The sequence below is a fragment of the Mycobacterium sp. 360MFTsu5.1 genome, assembly GCF_000383495.1.
Classification (GTDB): domain Bacteria; phylum Actinomycetota; class Actinomycetes; order Mycobacteriales; family Mycobacteriaceae; genus Mycobacterium; species Mycobacterium mucogenicum_B.
Map to the genome: position 1 here is coordinate 170,146 of NZ_KB911467.1, position 14,463 is coordinate 184,608.

A 14,463-nucleotide genomic window follows, 5' to 3' on the forward strand; every position below is an offset into this window, starting at 1 on the left:
TCGAGGATAGCCCCTCAGACGACGTACAGGCTGGTGACCTGTAGGGGTTCCAGCACAGCGCGTCCGCCGAGGCCGTTCAGCTCCAACACGACCGCCGCCGCGGTCACCGTCGCACCTGCGGCCTGCAGCAGCCGGACCGTCGCAGCAACCGTTCCACCGGTAGCGAGTACGTCGTCTATTACGACAACGCGACGGCCGGTCAGATCGATCCCATCGGCGGGAATCTCCAGCGTGGCACTGCCGTACTCCAGCGCGTAGGACTGGCTGTGCACCGGCGGCGGCAACTTGCCGCCCTTGCGGACCGCGAGCACCCCGGTACCCAACCGGGTCGCGACGGCGGCGCCCAGCAGGAACCCGCGGGCATCGATGCCGGCGACCAGATCGACACCGTCGGCCACCTCGGCCAGCGCGGCCGTGACCGCCGCCAGCCCGCGGCCATCGGCGAGGAGTGGCGTCAGATCCTTGAACTGGATGCCGGGCTCCGGGAAGTCCGGCACCTCACGGACCAGTTCGGCGAAGAGGACGTTCAGATCGGTCACTTGCTCCCCCAGCGGTCCATGTTCCAGCCGGCGCCCCACCGCGTGGGGTTGGCGCGCACGAGCGTCAGGTCGTTCGTCACCAGCAGGGTCCGCTGCTGACGGTACAGCGGCAAGGTCGGCACGTCGCCCCACAGCACCCCGGCTCCCTCACCGAGCAGGCGCGCCTGCTCCTTGGGGTCGGTGGTCACGGCCAGTGCGGCGATGACGCCATCGACACGTTCGTTCGCGTAGCCGGACAGGTTGTTGCCGTTGCCGCCGTGCAACGCATAGGAATCCACCACCGACGATCCGCTCGACCCGCTGCCGGCCGCTCCCCCGCCGCCGGACAGGAGCACGTCGATGTCGTTGGCGCGCAAGCTTTGTGCGCCCACCGTCGGCGAGGCGACTTCCTGCACGGTGATGCCCGCGGCGGCGCACGACTTGGTGATCGCGGCGACCACCGCGGCCAGTCGGGCATCCGGCCCGCGATATCCCATCCGCACGGTCAGGGGCTGGCCGTTGACGGCGGCGCGCGCCCCGTCCACGTCGGCGGCCGCGAACTGTCCAGTCGCGTCGACGTTTTCGGCGACCGCCAGGGAATCGTCCGACGCCGTGTTCAGCCGCGCGTTGCTGACATAGACGCCGACCGCGGCGGCGATCGCGTCCCGCGGCGTACACAGCGCGACGGCACGGCGCGCGGCCGGATCGGCCAGCACACCCTGGGCCGCGAAGATCAGCTGCTGAATGTCGTCGGACGCGCTGTCCCTGCGCACATAGCTCGACGGCACGTCGTCCTTGCCGACGACGCCGGCGGCGATGTCGACGACCTCGGCCTTGCCGGACTTGATCCGGCTGGCGATGTCGGCGCCCCGCGGCGACACGGTGATCTTGCCGATCACCGGCTTGGCACCCCACCATTTGTCGTTGGCCGCCAACGTGATCGAACCGTCCTTGGCCACCGACGCGAGCTTGTACGGCCCGGCCGACGGGAACTTCTTGAGGTCCGCGTCGGGCTTCAGATCCCAGGTGGTGTTCCAGGCGTCGGCGATCTTGTCGATGGTCGGCGCGTCACCGCTCTGGATTGCCTTCGTCACGCCGCCGTCGCCGAGCCCGAGCGCGTCATCGAGCACGTGCGCCGGCAGCAGCGACGTCGCGGCGAACAACTGGCCGTAGTCGGTGATGTCGCGGTCGCGGATGAAGGTCACCCGGGCGCGCTTCTGGCCCGGGGTGCAGTCGACGACCGCGACATCGCTGTACCCGGCGCGGCTGGCCGCGTCGAACGCCGGGAACTGCCCCGACTGCGCGGCCCAGGCCAGCACCATGTCGTCACAAGTGACCGGCTTGCCGTCGGAGTAGACGGCGCTGTCGTTGATCTTGTAGTCGAGCGTCAGCGGAGCCCGGCCCATCACCGAAACGGTGCCGAAGTCGCGGTCGGCGACCACCTGCCCGTCGGGCCCGCGAAAGTTGAACCCCGTCTGCACCCGCGAAAACGCTTGCGGCGCACCCGAAGCCGCGCCGACAACCGACGCGGTGTTGTAGGTGGGCAGGGCACCGTCGACGATGTAGTCGACGGTGTCAGCCGAGCTGTCACAACCGGACAGGCCGAAACCGGCCACCAACGTCACCGCACCGGCCAAGGCGGTTCGGCGGAACCGGGCGGGCATCGAGGGCTAGCCCCGGGTGTTTCGCTTACCCGACGGCTTACCGGTGGGCCGCAACGGCTTGGCCCCCGGCGCCGGCTTTTCCGGCGCGTTCACCGCACCGACGGCCACCTCGTCACCCCCGGTGACACCGCGCTCGGTCGACGACTTGCGACGGTTGAGCACCCGGCGGGTGTGGTTCTTCACCAGGTCGGTGCGCTCGCGCATCGAGACCAGCAGCGGGGTGGCGAAGAAGATCGACGAGTAGGTGCCCACGATGACACCGACCAGCTGCACCAGCGCCAGGTCCTTGAGCGTGCCCACACCCAGCAGCCACACCGCGACCACCATCAGCGAGATGATCGGCAGCGCCGAGATGAGGCTGGTGTTGATGGACCGCATGAAGGTCTGGTTGACCGCCAGGTTGGCCTGCTCGGCGAACGTCCGTCGGGTGGTGTGCTCGAAGCCGTGGGTGTTCTCCTCGACCTTGTCGAACACGATCACGGTGTCGTAGAGCGAGAAGCCGAGGATCGTCAACAGACCGATGACGGTGGCCGGCGTCACCTCGAACCCGACGAGCGAGTATACGCCCGCGGTGCTGATCAGGTCGAACGCCAGCGACGCCAGCGCCGCCAGCGCCATGTAGCGCTCGTAGCGGATGGTGATGTAGATCGAGACGATGACGATGAACACCACCAGCGCGATCAGCGCCTTCTTGGTGATCTGATCACCCCAGGTCGACGACACCGCCGAATCGCTGATCACCGCCTTGGACGCCTTGCCGTCCTCGCCCTTCGGCTGGAACGCGTCGAACAACGCGTTGCGCACCTTGTCGGTGTCCGCCGTGGACAGGGTCTCGGTGCGGATCTGGAGGGTGGCCGAGTCGCCGTTGCCGACGCGCACCACCGACTCCGGAGCATGGCCGAGCGTCTTGTTGAAGACGTCCTCGACGGCCTGCGGAGTGGCGGTGGTGGAAACGCCCGCCACCGGCATCGCGATCTTGGTTCCGCCCTCGAAGTCGATACCGAAGTTGAAACCACGCACCAGGATGCTGGCGATCATGACCAGCATGATCACGCCGCTGATCGCGTACCACATGCGGCGCTTGCCGATGACCTCGAAGGCACCGGTACCGGTGTAGAGCCGGACGAAGAATCCGTGCTGCGGCAGGTTGCCGCTCTGCTCGGTGGCAGTGGTTTCCTCGATCTCGGTGGCCGAATCTTCTTCGGCCGCAGCCGATTCGGTCAGCTCCAGGTCGGTGTCGTCAGTTGAATGCTTCGACATGTCGGTGTTACCCCTGTCCCGTCAGGCTGGCCGCTCGCCGCTCGCGCGCAATCTGCTGCACGGCGCCGAGACCGTTGTACGCAGGCTTGGCCATCCGCGCCGACTTGGACGCCAGGAAGACCAGCGGCCACGTCACCAGGAACACCACCACGATGTCGAGGATCGTGGTCAGGCCCAGGGTGAACGCGAAGCCCTTCACCTGGCCGACGGCCAGGATGTACAGCACCAGGGCGGCCAGGAAGGTGACCGCGTTACCCGAGACGATGGTCTTGCGAGCGCGCGCCCAACCGCGTGGCACGGCCGAGCGGAAACTGCGCCCCTCTCGAATCTCATCCTTGATGCGTTCGAAGAACACCACGAACGAGTCGGCCGTCGTACCGATACCGATGATCAGACCCGCGATACCCGCCAGGTCCAGCGTGTAGTTGATGTACCTGCCCAGGAGCACGAGGATCGCGAACACCATGGCGCCCGACGCGACCAGCGACAGCGCGGTGAGGATGCCGAGGACGCGGTAGTAGGCCAGCGAGTACAGCAGCACCAGACCGAGGCCGATGAGGCCCGCCCACAGGCCGGCACGCAGGGACGTCAGGCCCAGCGTGGCCGACACCGTCTCCGCCTCGGACGACTCGAACGACAGCGGCAGCGAGCCGTACTTCAGCACGTTGGCCAGGTCTTTCGCCGTCGAGGCGTTGAAGTGGCCGGTGATCTGCGTGCGTCCGCCCGGGATCGCCTCCTGGATGGCCGGCGCGCTGACCACCTGCGAGTCGAGCACGAAGGCGGTCTGGGTGCCAATGTTGGCGGCGGTGAAGGTGGCCCAGACGTCGGCGGCCTTCTCCTTGAACGTGACGTCGACGACGTACTCGCCCTGCTGCTGATTCAGACCGGACGACGCGTCCTTGATCTCGTCACCGCTGATGATCGACTTGTCCAGCAGGTAGACCTCTTTGTGGTCCTTGGAGCAGGTCACCAGCGGCAGGTTCGGGTCGTCGTTGCCGGCCAGCACGTCCTGCTGGTCGCAGCGGGTGGCCTGGAACTGCAGGGCCAGCAGCTGGATCTGCGGCTGCGTGCTCTGACGCAGTGCCTTCTCGTCGGCGATGCGCTGGGCCAGTTCGGCCTTGGGCCCGTGTGGTCCCGGCGCAGGCGCGGGGGCACCTGGGGCCGGGGCCGGCGCGGCGGGGGCACCCGGTTGAGGCGCACCCGGAGCGGCGGGGGCCGGCGGCGCCGGGTTGGCCGAGGTGTCCGACGGCGCCGGGGTCGGCTCCTCCGGGAAGGGCCGCGGCTGCGGGGCCGGCGCGGGGGCCGGCTCGGTGGATGCCGGGTGCGCGGGCATGCCCGGCGTCGGCGGGACGACCGGGGCCTCGGGCTCGGCCGGGGCGATCAGCGGCGGCATGCCGGGCAGACCGGGCAGGCCGCCGGCAGGTCCGCCGGGGACGCCACCGGGAGCCGGAGCAGCCGGCGCGGCGGGCTTCGCGGGCTGCGCGCCCTGCGCCGGGATGACGTGCACGACGGGCCGGATGTATAGCCGCGCGGTCTGGCCCAGGTTGCGGGCCTCGCTGCCGTCCTGACCGGGCACGGTGATGATCAGGTTGGAACCGTCGATCACAACCTCGGAACCCGAGACACCGAGGCCGTTCACACGGGCACCGATGATGTCCTGCGCCTGGATCAGCGCCTCGCGCGTCGGGGTCGAGCCGTCGGGGGTACGTGCAGTCAGGGTGACCCGGGTACCGCCCTGCAGGTCGATGCCCAGCTTGGGCTTGGCCTGCTTGTCGCCGGTGAGAAACACCAGAAGATAGGCGCCGATCAGCAGCGCCAGGAACAACGACAAATAGCGGTATGGGTGCACCGGCGCCGAAGACGATGCCACGGTTCTAGGGTCTCCTTGAGATCGGTACGTCAGCCCCGCAAAGGGTACGTGTTGGAGCGGGAATGTCAGCCTTCGGTCTTCGGCGTGCCCTCTTCGGCGGCAGCCGAGGTCAGGTCGTCAGCGGCCTCGGTCTCGGGCTCGATGCGGTCGCGCACGGCGAGCTTCATCCAGGTGGTGACGACGCCGGGAGCGATCTCGAGATCCACGTTGTCGTCGTCGATCCGGGCGATGGTGCCCTGCAGACCCGACGTGGTGTGCACGCGGTCGCCGACCTGCAGCGAGTTGTGCAGGTCGATCGTGGCCTGCATCTGCTTCCGCTGCCGCCGCGACGCGAAGAACATGAAGGCACCCATGACCAGGAGCAGCGGCAGGAAGACGACCAAATCCATGACAGCGAAAATCTTTCGTTCTGTTGAGTCTGTGAACAGGCAAGCGAGCCGGACCAGCCGTACGCCGTGCCGCGGTAGTGACCAGTGTGCCATCTAGGGCGTCAACGCCGACCACCCATACCGCGGGCGATTCCACGGCCCACCGAGCGGGATAAGGCACTAGCAATTATTTTCGCGAAAGTAAGATGGGAATTTCATGCGGCTAAGCCACTATGCCGTGCAACCCAGTTAACGATGCGCTAGCTTTTCTCGGGGGTGAGGGAGGTTCGGGACGTTGGCCTGGCAGCGAATTCGGCATTGGTGGCACCGGCCCGACCACTATGAATGGTTGTCCGCATACATCGAGAACCGCGGACTCCAGCCCTATACCCGCATCGTCGTCGGCCTGATCGTGTTCAGCGGCGGCGCAGTCGGCCTCGCAACAATCTGGAGTCCGTCCGGTCCGGCGACGGTGTTCTGGGTCGCGGTGCCGGTCGTCGCCGGCGTCGTCTCCATCGGGTGCTCGATCGTCTGGCTGACTCGCTGGCCGCGGCGCCGCCAATCCACCGTGATCGTGATCCTGCTTCAGTTCTGTATCGCCGGCGTGTGTCTGGTGCAGCGCGATCCCAAGGCGGCGGCCCTGGGCGGCTTTGTACTCGCGCTGCTGGCCGCATATGTGGCGTCATTCCACACGCCGAAGTATCTGGCGTCGGTGGCACTGACCGCCGTCGTCACCGCGACGGTCTGCGGGATCCGATTGGCGGCACAGGGCGATCCGCAACTGGCTGTCGCGGTGTTCGTCGGGCTCGTCGCCAACACGCTGCTACTTCCACTCGCCATTCATGTGCTGGTGATGCTGCTGGGCGACGACTCCGCCGTGGCCCACCTCGATCCGCTGACGCAATTGCCGAATCGCCGCGGGTTCGATCAGGCGATCCGACCGCTGCTCACCGGCACCCAGGCCGAATCCGAGATCAGCGTCATCCTCCTGGACCTGGACGACTTCAAACGCATCAACGACACCCTCGGGCACGCCGCCGGCGACCGGGTTCTGATGAACGTCGCCGGGGTCATCATGAATGCCCTGCCCAAAGGTGCGGTGGCAGCCCGGATCGGCGGCGAGGAGTTCGTCATCGCCATCCGTGGCAATCAGGCCACTGCACTTCGATTCTCCGAACGGCTACGCCGGAGCATCGCCACGAAACCGTCGTACATGACGGCGAGTTTCGGGATCGCCCACGCGCCGGCCGGCAGCCGGCCCGTCATGGATCAGCTCCTGGCGTCGGCCGATCACGCCATGTATGTCGCCAAACGTGCCGGCGGCGACCAGGTGAGCACGCACCTGGTGTCACATCACTGAGGGCTAGGCCGGATAGCCGACAGGCAGCAGTACATCACCCGACGTAGTCCGGAAATAGACCTGCCATTGGTAGTAGCCCGCGAACGCGGCGGGATCGGCAGCCAGCACCGCGGCATAGTCGTTGACGGCACGGACATACGCGCCGGAATGGTTGTAGTGGTGCACGGCCCCGTCATGGTCGGTGGCGAAACCATTGGCCGCCAGGTAGCGGCCGGCCGCGAGAATCGAATCCCGCGGCGAGCGGATGTCACCTGAGCCGTACGCGGCAAACGTCGACGGCAGGAACTGCATCGGGCCCTGCGCTCCGGCCGTGCTGTCACCGTTGATCCGGCCGAACCGCGACTCGATGAGGTTGATCGCCGCCAGATACGTCCAGTCGACGCCCGATGCCGCCTGTGCCTCGCGGTAGTAGCCGAGCAGTTCGTCGGCAGGCGCCGGAGGCTGGATGGTCCACGGCGGGAGGTTGTCGCGCGGCGGTGTCATCCCGAACAACTGACGGCCGGCGTCGACGTTGTGGCCGTAGGCCGCGGCCAGCGCCGGCGGGATGCGCGGCGCGATGACCGCATCCCACTCCGGATGCCTGGCGATCTCGCGATAGGCCACCTGCTGCCGGTGCGCGGCGTCGATCAAGGCCGGCTCCGACGTCGCCGGATCGCGCACGGCCTGCTCGTCGGCGACGAGCGCGTCGGCGAGTTGCACCGGGTCGGGCGCCGGGTCCGCGGCGGAGGTTCCGCCACCGGTGAACGCCAGCACGACGGCCGCTACAGCGGCCGCGCACCGAGACCTCACCTCACTGCCACGATCGCCAGCAGAATGACCGCGATCGCCGGGAACAGGCCCTGGGTGATCGCGGCGCGCGCCTTATCCGGCGACGACAGCAACAGCACCAGCGCCGCGGCCAGCATCGAACCAACCCCGGCAAAGATCAGTGCCAGACCGATGCCACAGCGCCCCACGGCGATTGCCCCGATACCGACGGCGGTGACGATGGCCAGGAACAGGTTGTAGAACCCCTGGTTGAACGCCAGCTCCTTGGTGTCCACCGCCTGCTGCTCGGTGAGCCCGAAGGTGGCCCTGGTCCGCGGCGAAGTCCAGGTGAGCGACTCCATCACGAAGATGTACACGTGCAGCAACGCGGCGAGGCCGGCAACGATCAACCCTGCAATCAGCATGGGTCCTATTCAAACAGCCCGGCCTGTCCGAGTCCGTTTATCGGCGGTTGCAGGCCCAGATGCGTCCACGCCTGCGGGGTCGCCACGCGCCCCCGCGGCGTCCGGGCGATCATCCCGGCCCGCACCAGGAACGGCTCGCACACCTCCTCGACGGTGGTGGCCTCCTCCCCGACCGCGACCGCCAGCGTCGAGACCCCGACCGGGCCGCCCCCGAAACTCTTTGTCAGCGCGGTCAATACGGCCCGGTCGAGCCGATCCAGTCCGAGTTCGTCGACGTCATAGACCGCTAGTGCGGCCTTGGCCACGTCGCGGGTGATGACGCCGTCGGCGCGGACCTCGGCGTAGTCGCGAACCCGGCGCAGCAGCCGGTTCGCGATACGCGGCGTGCCACGGGACCGCCGGGCCACCTCGGCGCCGGCTTCGGCGCCGAGTTCGATGCCGAGAATGCCGGCCGAGCGCGCGAGCACCCGCTCCAGCTCGGGCGGCTCGTAGAAGTCCATATGCGCCGTGAACCCGAACCGGTCGCGCAGCGGGCCGGTCAGCGCTCCCGACCGGGTGGTCGCCCCGACCAGGGTGAACGGCGCGACCTCCAGCGGAATCGACGTCGCGCCGGGTCCCTTGCCGACCACCACGTCGACCCGGAAGTCCTCCATCGCGAGGTACAGCATCTCCTCGGCGGGCCGGGCGATGCGGTGGATTTCGTCGATGAACAGGACGTCGCCCTCGACCAGGTTGCTGAGCATGGCGGCCAGGTCGCCGGCGCGCTCGAGCGCGGGCCCGGAGGTGACACGCAGCGACGAGCCCAGCTCGGCGGCGATGATCATGGCCAGCGAGGTCTTGCCGAGACCGGGCGGGCCGGACAGCAGGATGTGGTCGGGTGTCCCGCCGCGGTTCTTGGCGCCTTCGAGCACGAGCTGCAACTGCTCGCGCACGCGGGGCTGGCCGATGAACTCACGCAGCGATTTGGGCCGCAGGCTGGCATCGACGTCGCCCTCACCGACGGTCAGCGCCGGCGAGACGTCCCGCTCGTCGGGCTCGGCACCCTCGTCTTCGAACCGGCTCACTTCTTACCCAGCATCGACAGGGCCGACCGCAGCGCGGTGGCGGTATTGGCCTCGGGATCGTTGGCCAGCACCTTGTCGGTGGCTTCTTCGGCCTGCTTGGCCGGAAAGCCAAGTCCGATAAGGGCTTCCACGACGGGCCCACGGATGGAGTGACCGCCGGCGACGCCGACGCCGGCACCCGCCGTCGCGCCGATCTTGTCGCGCAGTTCCAGCACCATGCGTTCGGCGCCGCGCTTGCCGATGCCCGGCACCCGGGTGAGTGCGGTGACGTCGCCGTCGGCCAGGGCCTGCCGCAGGGTCGGGGCGTCGTAGACCGCAAGGGTCGCCAGCGCGATCTTGGGGCCGACGCCGGAGACGCCGAGCAGCGTGTTGAACAGGTCGCGGGCGTCGGAGTCGGCGAAGCCGTACAGCGTCTGGGAATCCTCACGCACGATCATGGCGGTGATCAGCCGCGACTCGGTGCCGCGGCGCAGCGTGGACAGCGTCGCGGGGGTGGCCATGATCTTGTAACCGACACCGGCGGCCTCGATCACCGCGTGATCGAGCGCGATGTCGATGACCTCGCCACGGACCGATGCGATCATGCGCGTGCCGCCTTCACCTTCGCTGCGTACTGCTTCTTGAACTCCGCGGCCTTGGCCTCGGCCGCGGCCATCCGGGCGATCATGGGCGCCCGCCAGCAGTGGCAGATGGCCAGCGCCAGCGCGTCGGCCGCGTCAGCCGGAGTCGGTTTCTGTTGCAGCCCAAGAATTTTGGTGACCATGGTGGTGACCTGAGCCTTGTCCGCGCGACCGTTGCCGGTGACCGCGGCCTTCACCTCACTGGGCGTGTGGAAGTGCACGTCGATCCCGCGGCGCGCGGCCGCCAGCGCGATGACGCCGCCGGCCTGCGCGGTACCCATGGCGGTGTTGGCGTTCTGGTTGGCGAACACCCGCTCGATGGCGATGACGTCGGGACGGTGCGTGTCCATCCAGTGCTCGACGGTGTCGCTGATCGTCAGCAGCCGCCGCTGCAGTTCGACGTCGGACGGGGTGCGCACCACGTCGACATCGAGCGCGGTGACTTTGCGCCCCGTGCCCCCCTCGATCATCGAGAGACCACAGCGCGTCAGACCAGGGTCGACGCCCATCACCCGCACGCCCACTCCTCACTAGGTCCCGAACAGCTGTTCGATAGCTTAGCGGGCGGTGTCGACAGGTTGCGCCAGGGACACGCTCAGATCTGGAAGTACCCGGACCGCGCGCCCTGCTGAATCTCCTGGGCCAGCTCGGCGATGCGCGCTTCGGACGCACCCCACCAGCGGACCAGTTCACGGTGCGCCTCGGCGCCGTCGCGTTCCACGACGATCTTCCAGCGCACCCCGAACAGCTTGGCCAGCAGCCAGAACGGCCACGCCAGCAGGAACGGCAGCACCAGCGCGACGGCGAACCAGTCCAGCAGGAAGAAATCTTCCCCGTCGAGCGTGTCCGAGTACGGCCACCAGCGCCGGCGCACGCGCCACTCGGTCCCGTCGGGGTCCCTCACCGCCACCATCGGGACATCTTGCAGTACATCAGCGGTTTTCCGCTGCGCGACACCGATGTGACACGCCCGCGGGATGCTCACACGTACTTGGACCCGGGGTGCACGACCATCAGCACGACGACGATCACCCACAGCAGGTTGAACACGCCGGTCACCATGCCGAGGGTGCGCAACTGCCGCCCATCGTCGGGTGCGGCGAGCGCCTCCCGCTGTCGCGGCACGATCTGAACCGCCAGCAATCCGCCGGCGATGGCCGTCAGCACCATCGCCACGATGACCCAGATCTCGGTCGAGCGCCCCTGGACACCAGCGAGCGCGAGGCCGACGACGGGCACCGCGAGCGCGAGCACCCCGTAGACGCGGGTGATGCGGTGCAGCGCACGCGCTACGCCCTCGTTGCGCTCCATGTTCGCCGACGGGCCACCGACCGGCGCATAGCGGGGAAACAGGCTGGTGGCCACGGCGATCGGCCCGACGAAGAGGATGCCCGCGACGACGTGGACGGACAGCAACAACGCTTGCATAACCTTCAGTCTAACTGAAGGTTATGGCGTAACGGACGCGACCCGTCTCACGTACTCGCGTAATGCCTCGGTCAGTTCGGGATTTTGCGCCGCGAATTCGGCGTCCAGACGGGCCACGACGTCAGCCGCGCGGTTCAGTAACGACTCCCCCGCGGCCGTGACCCGCAACGTGGAAGCAGCACCGGCATGCGCCGTGCTGTCGTCGACGAGTCCCGCATCGACGAACGAGGCAACCGCCGCGTGCGCACTCTGCACGGTGATACGCGAACGCCGGGCGAGTTCACTGAACGAAATTCCGGCGCTCCCCCGGATGTGTCCGAGCAGCCCGTACTTGCGCGTCGTCAGCCCGAGAGGCTTCAGAGCGTCGGCGAAGGCTGCGTCCCACACCCGACTGACCGTCAGCAGCGTGACAGTCGGGCTGAACGGAGGCGGCTCGGGCATGCTCGGCACGCTACCGCCGGAAGCGGCTATTCCTCGTCGAGCTGCGCGGCGACGTCGTCCGGGATCTCGACGTTGGTGTAGACGTTCTGCACGTCGTCGCTGTCCTCGAGGGCGTCGACGAGCTTGAACACCTTGCGGGCGCCCTCGAGGTCGACCTCGACGGACACCGACGACTGGAAGCCGGACTCGGCCGAGTCGTAGTCGATACCGGCGTCCTGCAGGGCGGTGCGCACCGCGACCAGGTCGGTCGGCTCGCAGATGACCTCGAACGAGTCACCGAGGTCGTTGACCTCTTCGGCACCGGCATCCAGGACGGCCATCAGCACGTCGTCCTCGGTCTGGCCGTTCTTCTCCAGGGTGATGATGCCCTTGCGCGAGAACAGGTAGGCGACCGAACCCGGGTCGGCCATGTTGCCGCCGTTGCGGGTCATCGCGACGCGGACCTCGCCGGCGGCGCGGTTGCGGTTGTCGGTCAGACACTCGATGAGCACCGCGACACCGTTGGGGCCGTAGCCCTCGTACATGATGGTCTGCCAGTCGGCGCCGCCGGCTTCTTCACCGCCGCCGCGCTTGCGGGCCCGCTCGATGTTGTCGTTGGGGACCGAGCTCTTCTTCGCCTTCTGGATGGCGTCGTAGAGGGTCGGGTTACCGCCCGGGTCGCCGCCGCCGACACGGGCCGCGACCTCGATGTTCTTGATCAGCTTGGCGAACATCTTGCCGCGCTTGGCGTCGATGACGGCCTTCTTGTGCTTGGTTGTCGCCCACTTGGAATGGCCGCTCATGCGTGTACGCCCTCTTTCTGATCAAACGTCAGCTGACCAGTTTACGTGGGCGCGTTGCATGGTCTGCGCAGACTCGGGACGGGCGTGCTGGTTGCGCGGCCGGCGGGTCGCTCAATGCCCGTACGAACAGCTGTGCACGAGCTTCTGCACCGACTGCGGAAAATTGGGACACACGAAATGCAAGTCCGTGCCGGGTCCCTCGACCACCCGCAGCCTGCCCCCGGAGATCGTGTCCTGTCTCAGCACGACGGTGCCCGGCTCGAGTTCCACGTCGTCGAGCTTGATCTTTGCGACGTACCAACCGTGCTCAGCTTCTTCGAGATCGTCCACATGGAAAACCGCCTTGCCGTTCTTGAACAACCCGGTCGGTTTATCGGCCTTCAACGCATTGATGACGTCATCGTCCGACGGTCCACTGAACGCCGACACCGCGATGGTCAAGCCCGCGATGACCGCGACGCCGGCGGCCGCCGCAATCAGCGCCCTGCCGGTCGTCATCGCGGGCGGCGCCGCCACACCACCGGCCGCGGCCCGATTCCAGTCGGCGATCAGTTCGCGGTCGTAGCCCTCCTGCCGGATCCGGACGTCGGTGTAGATCAGCGCCTGCAGGACACGGAAGAACCCGATCATCACCCCGACCACGGCCGCGAACACCAGCAGGTCGGCAGCGGCCAGCACCGGACTATCGAACAGGTTCGTGAGAATCTGCTCTCCCAGCAGAGCGAAGTAGCCCCACAGGACCAGCACCATGCAGATGCTCCACAGCACGTGGATGCCGAGGATCCGCCCGAACGCGGGCTTGAGCAGTTGCACCGACCGCTGCAACGCGGCACCGATGCCACGTCCTTCGACCACGACGGCGATGGGCGCGAGACTGAGCAGCAAGCCCAGCCCGAAGTACAGCGGGAACATCACCAGGAACGCCAGCACCAGGCCGGCGGGTCCAGCCATGGCGAGCATCACCTTCGGGCTGCTGGTCAGGATCAGATAGAACACGAACTGCGGCAGAAACAGGATCACGTAGAACGCCAGCGTGAGGCGGCATACCGCGAACATGCGCTGCCGCGCTTGCCGGAGGACGTCTCGCGACTGGATCGGCAGGCCGCGGACAGCCCGGTCGGTCGCGATGACCGTCAACGAAATCAGTAGTGCGTCCGCCGGCAACGCGATCGCCGCGATCACCGCGAAATAGACGACCCACAGGACCAACATCCCGGTTATCAGGCTGTCCAGGTTGGCCAGGCCACCCGCACCGACGGTCGTGGTCGCTTTGACCACAACGGTGCTGATCGTCGCAGCCGACGCGTAGACGAACAGCGCGAAGCCGACCAGGATCGCGACCGGTATGCCCAACAGCGCAGGCCAATACCGCACCATGATCTTCGCGGTGCCCGTGAAAATCTCGGGAATCGTCATGGCACGCAACGGAATCATCGGGGCGGGGTACGGTGCCTGCGCTTGTCGGACCGGCGCCGCCGCAGCTGCCTGCCGCTGCCGCAGGTACGCCCCGCCGAGCCCGCAGGCCGCCGCCAGCAGCACCCAGCCCACGCCCGACGAGACGAACAACGCCACGAGCAGAAACACCCCGGCCGCGATCCACAGGAAGTGCCATGGTTTCAGCACCAGTCCCGTGCCGGACGCCTGCGGTTGATAGAAGCCGGACCCGTGATCAGTTTGCGGTGGCGGGGGCGCAGCACCCCATTGCGCGGAACCCGCGGACAGCGGTGGATGCGGAGCAGGCGGGCCGTAGTGCTGTCCGGCCGGGCGGCGGAATTCTGCGTACGGGTCGGCGGAGCTGCTCGACTCGTTGTGTCCGGCATCCGAATTCGGCATGGCCACCCCTTCGACCGATAGGAAGTCGCTGGATTACAGCACAGCCGCGAGGTGGCTGATATCGGTCGAACGGACGACATGCC

At 67.7% G+C, this 14,463-nt stretch carries 16 protein-coding genes; 1 reads left to right on the forward strand and 15 read right to left on the reverse strand.

Going from position 1 to position 14,463, the window contains the following annotated elements:
* Positions 1–14: 14 nt before the first annotated feature.
* The 5 genes from H289_RS0115705 to yajC all read right to left on the reverse strand — a co-directional run bounded on the left by H289_RS0115705 (position 15) and on the right by yajC (position 5,701).
* Positions 15–539 carry an adenine phosphoribosyltransferase gene (locus H289_RS0115705; RefSeq protein WP_020101759.1) on the reverse strand — a complete coding sequence of 175 codons (525 nt, stop codon included), beginning with the start codon at positions 537–539 and terminating at the stop codon, positions 15–17.
* Entirely contained in the window at positions 536–2,182 is a 1,647-nt protein-coding gene (locus H289_RS0115710; RefSeq protein WP_020101760.1) for an ABC transporter substrate-binding protein, read from the reverse strand. Before H289_RS0115710 ends, H289_RS0115705 begins: the two co-directional genes overlap by 4 nt.
* Before the next feature lie 6 nt (positions 2,183–2,188).
* Positions 2,189–3,442: a protein translocase subunit SecF gene (gene secF / locus H289_RS0115715; RefSeq protein ID WP_020101761.1), complete on the reverse strand. Its 1,254-nt coding sequence runs from the start codon at positions 3,440–3,442 to the stop codon at positions 2,189–2,191.
* Between the two features lie 7 nt (positions 3,443–3,449).
* Entirely contained in the window at positions 3,450–5,312 is a 1,863-nt protein-coding gene (gene secD / locus H289_RS0115720; RefSeq protein ID WP_020101762.1) for a protein translocase subunit SecD, read from the reverse strand.
* A 65-nt stretch (positions 5,313–5,377) separates the two neighbouring features.
* Positions 5,378–5,701 carry a preprotein translocase subunit YajC gene (yajC, locus tag H289_RS0115725; RefSeq protein WP_020101763.1) on the reverse strand — a complete coding sequence of 108 codons (324 nt, stop codon included), beginning with the start codon at positions 5,699–5,701 and terminating at the stop codon, positions 5,378–5,380.
* A gap of 328 nt (positions 5,702–6,029) precedes the next feature.
* Here yajC and H289_RS30625 point away from each other — a divergent pair, with 328 nt between their 5' ends.
* On the forward strand, positions 6,030–7,040 hold the full coding sequence (locus tag H289_RS30625) for a GGDEF domain-containing protein (RefSeq protein WP_020101764.1): 1,011 nt from the start codon (positions 6,030–6,032) through the stop codon (positions 7,038–7,040).
* A 3-nt stretch (positions 7,041–7,043) separates the two neighbouring features.
* Here the strand turns inward: H289_RS30625 and H289_RS0115735 are convergent, their stop codons facing one another.
* From H289_RS0115735 to H289_RS0115780, 10 genes are all read right to left on the reverse strand, one after another.
* Positions 7,044–7,793: a lytic transglycosylase domain-containing protein gene (locus H289_RS0115735; protein WP_020101765.1), complete on the reverse strand. Its 750-nt coding sequence runs from the start codon at positions 7,791–7,793 to the stop codon at positions 7,044–7,046.
* A 32-nt stretch (positions 7,794–7,825) separates the two neighbouring features.
* The gene (locus H289_RS0115740; protein WP_020101766.1) at positions 7,826–8,212 is read right to left on the reverse strand and encodes a DUF1304 domain-containing protein; all 387 of its coding nucleotides are present in this window, start codon (positions 8,210–8,212) and stop codon (positions 7,826–7,828) included.
* A 5-nt stretch (positions 8,213–8,217) separates the two neighbouring features.
* Positions 8,218–9,276, reverse strand: a complete 1,059-nt coding sequence (ruvB, locus tag H289_RS0115745; RefSeq protein WP_020101767.1) for a Holliday junction branch migration DNA helicase RuvB — start codon at positions 9,274–9,276, stop codon at positions 8,218–8,220.
* Positions 9,273–9,860, reverse strand: a complete 588-nt coding sequence (gene ruvA / locus H289_RS0115750) for a Holliday junction branch migration protein RuvA (RefSeq protein ID WP_020101768.1) — start codon at positions 9,858–9,860, stop codon at positions 9,273–9,275. Before ruvA ends, ruvB begins: the two co-directional genes overlap by 4 nt.
* On the reverse strand, positions 9,857–10,414 hold the full coding sequence (gene ruvC / locus H289_RS0115755; protein ID WP_029105302.1) for a crossover junction endodeoxyribonuclease RuvC: 558 nt from the start codon (positions 10,412–10,414) through the stop codon (positions 9,857–9,859). Before ruvC ends, ruvA begins: the two co-directional genes overlap by 4 nt.
* Before the next feature lie 77 nt (positions 10,415–10,491).
* Entirely contained in the window at positions 10,492–10,809 is a 318-nt protein-coding gene (locus H289_RS0115760; protein WP_029105303.1) for a hypothetical protein, read from the reverse strand.
* A 68-nt stretch (positions 10,810–10,877) separates the two neighbouring features.
* Complete coding sequence (locus H289_RS0115765; protein ID WP_020101771.1) at positions 10,878–11,324, reverse strand: hypothetical protein; 447 nt, start codon at positions 11,322–11,324, stop codon at positions 10,878–10,880.
* A 21-nt stretch (positions 11,325–11,345) separates the two neighbouring features.
* Positions 11,346–11,765: a MarR family winged helix-turn-helix transcriptional regulator gene (locus tag H289_RS0115770; RefSeq protein WP_020101772.1), complete on the reverse strand. Its 420-nt coding sequence runs from the start codon at positions 11,763–11,765 to the stop codon at positions 11,346–11,348.
* A gap of 26 nt (positions 11,766–11,791) precedes the next feature.
* Positions 11,792–12,547, reverse strand: coding sequence for a YebC/PmpR family DNA-binding transcriptional regulator (locus H289_RS0115775; protein ID WP_020101773.1), 756 nt, complete (start codon positions 12,545–12,547; stop codon positions 11,792–11,794).
* A gap of 111 nt (positions 12,548–12,658) precedes the next feature.
* The gene (locus H289_RS0115780; protein WP_155944145.1) at positions 12,659–14,380 is read right to left on the reverse strand and encodes a hypothetical protein; all 1,722 of its coding nucleotides are present in this window, start codon (positions 14,378–14,380) and stop codon (positions 12,659–12,661) included.
* Positions 14,381–14,463: the final 83 nt, after the last annotated feature.

Bases quoted from the DNA above. Each gene is read 5' to 3' on its own strand.
- H289_RS0115710 (WP_020101760.1), bottom strand. From the start codon at position 2,182: ATGCCCGCCCGGTTCCGCCGAACCGCCTTGGCCGGTGCGGTGACGTTG.
- secF (WP_020101761.1), bottom strand. From the start codon at position 3,442: ATGTCGAAGCATTCAACTGACGACACCGACCTGGAGCTGACCGAATCG.
- yajC (WP_020101763.1), bottom strand. From the start codon at position 5,701: ATGGATTTGGTCGTCTTCCTGCCGCTGCTCCTGGTCATGGGTGCCTTC.
- H289_RS0115740 (WP_020101766.1), bottom strand. From the start codon at position 8,212: ATGCTGATTGCAGGGTTGATCGTTGCCGGCCTCGCCGCGTTGCTGCAC.
- ruvA (WP_020101768.1), bottom strand. From the start codon at position 9,860: ATGATCGCATCGGTCCGTGGCGAGGTCATCGACATCGCGCTCGATCAC.
- H289_RS0115760 (WP_029105303.1), bottom strand. From the start codon at position 10,809: ATGGTGGCGGTGAGGGACCCCGACGGGACCGAGTGGCGCGTGCGCCGG.
- H289_RS0115765 (WP_020101771.1), bottom strand. From the start codon at position 11,324: ATGCAAGCGTTGTTGCTGTCCGTCCACGTCGTCGCGGGCATCCTCTTC.
- H289_RS0115770 (WP_020101772.1), bottom strand. From the start codon at position 11,765: ATGCCCGAGCCGCCTCCGTTCAGCCCGACTGTCACGCTGCTGACGGTC.
- H289_RS0115775 (WP_020101773.1), bottom strand. From the start codon at position 12,547: ATGAGCGGCCATTCCAAGTGGGCGACAACCAAGCACAAGAAGGCCGTC.
- H289_RS0115780 (WP_155944145.1), bottom strand. From the start codon at position 14,380: ATGCCGAATTCGGATGCCGGACACAACGAGTCGAGCAGCTCCGCCGAC.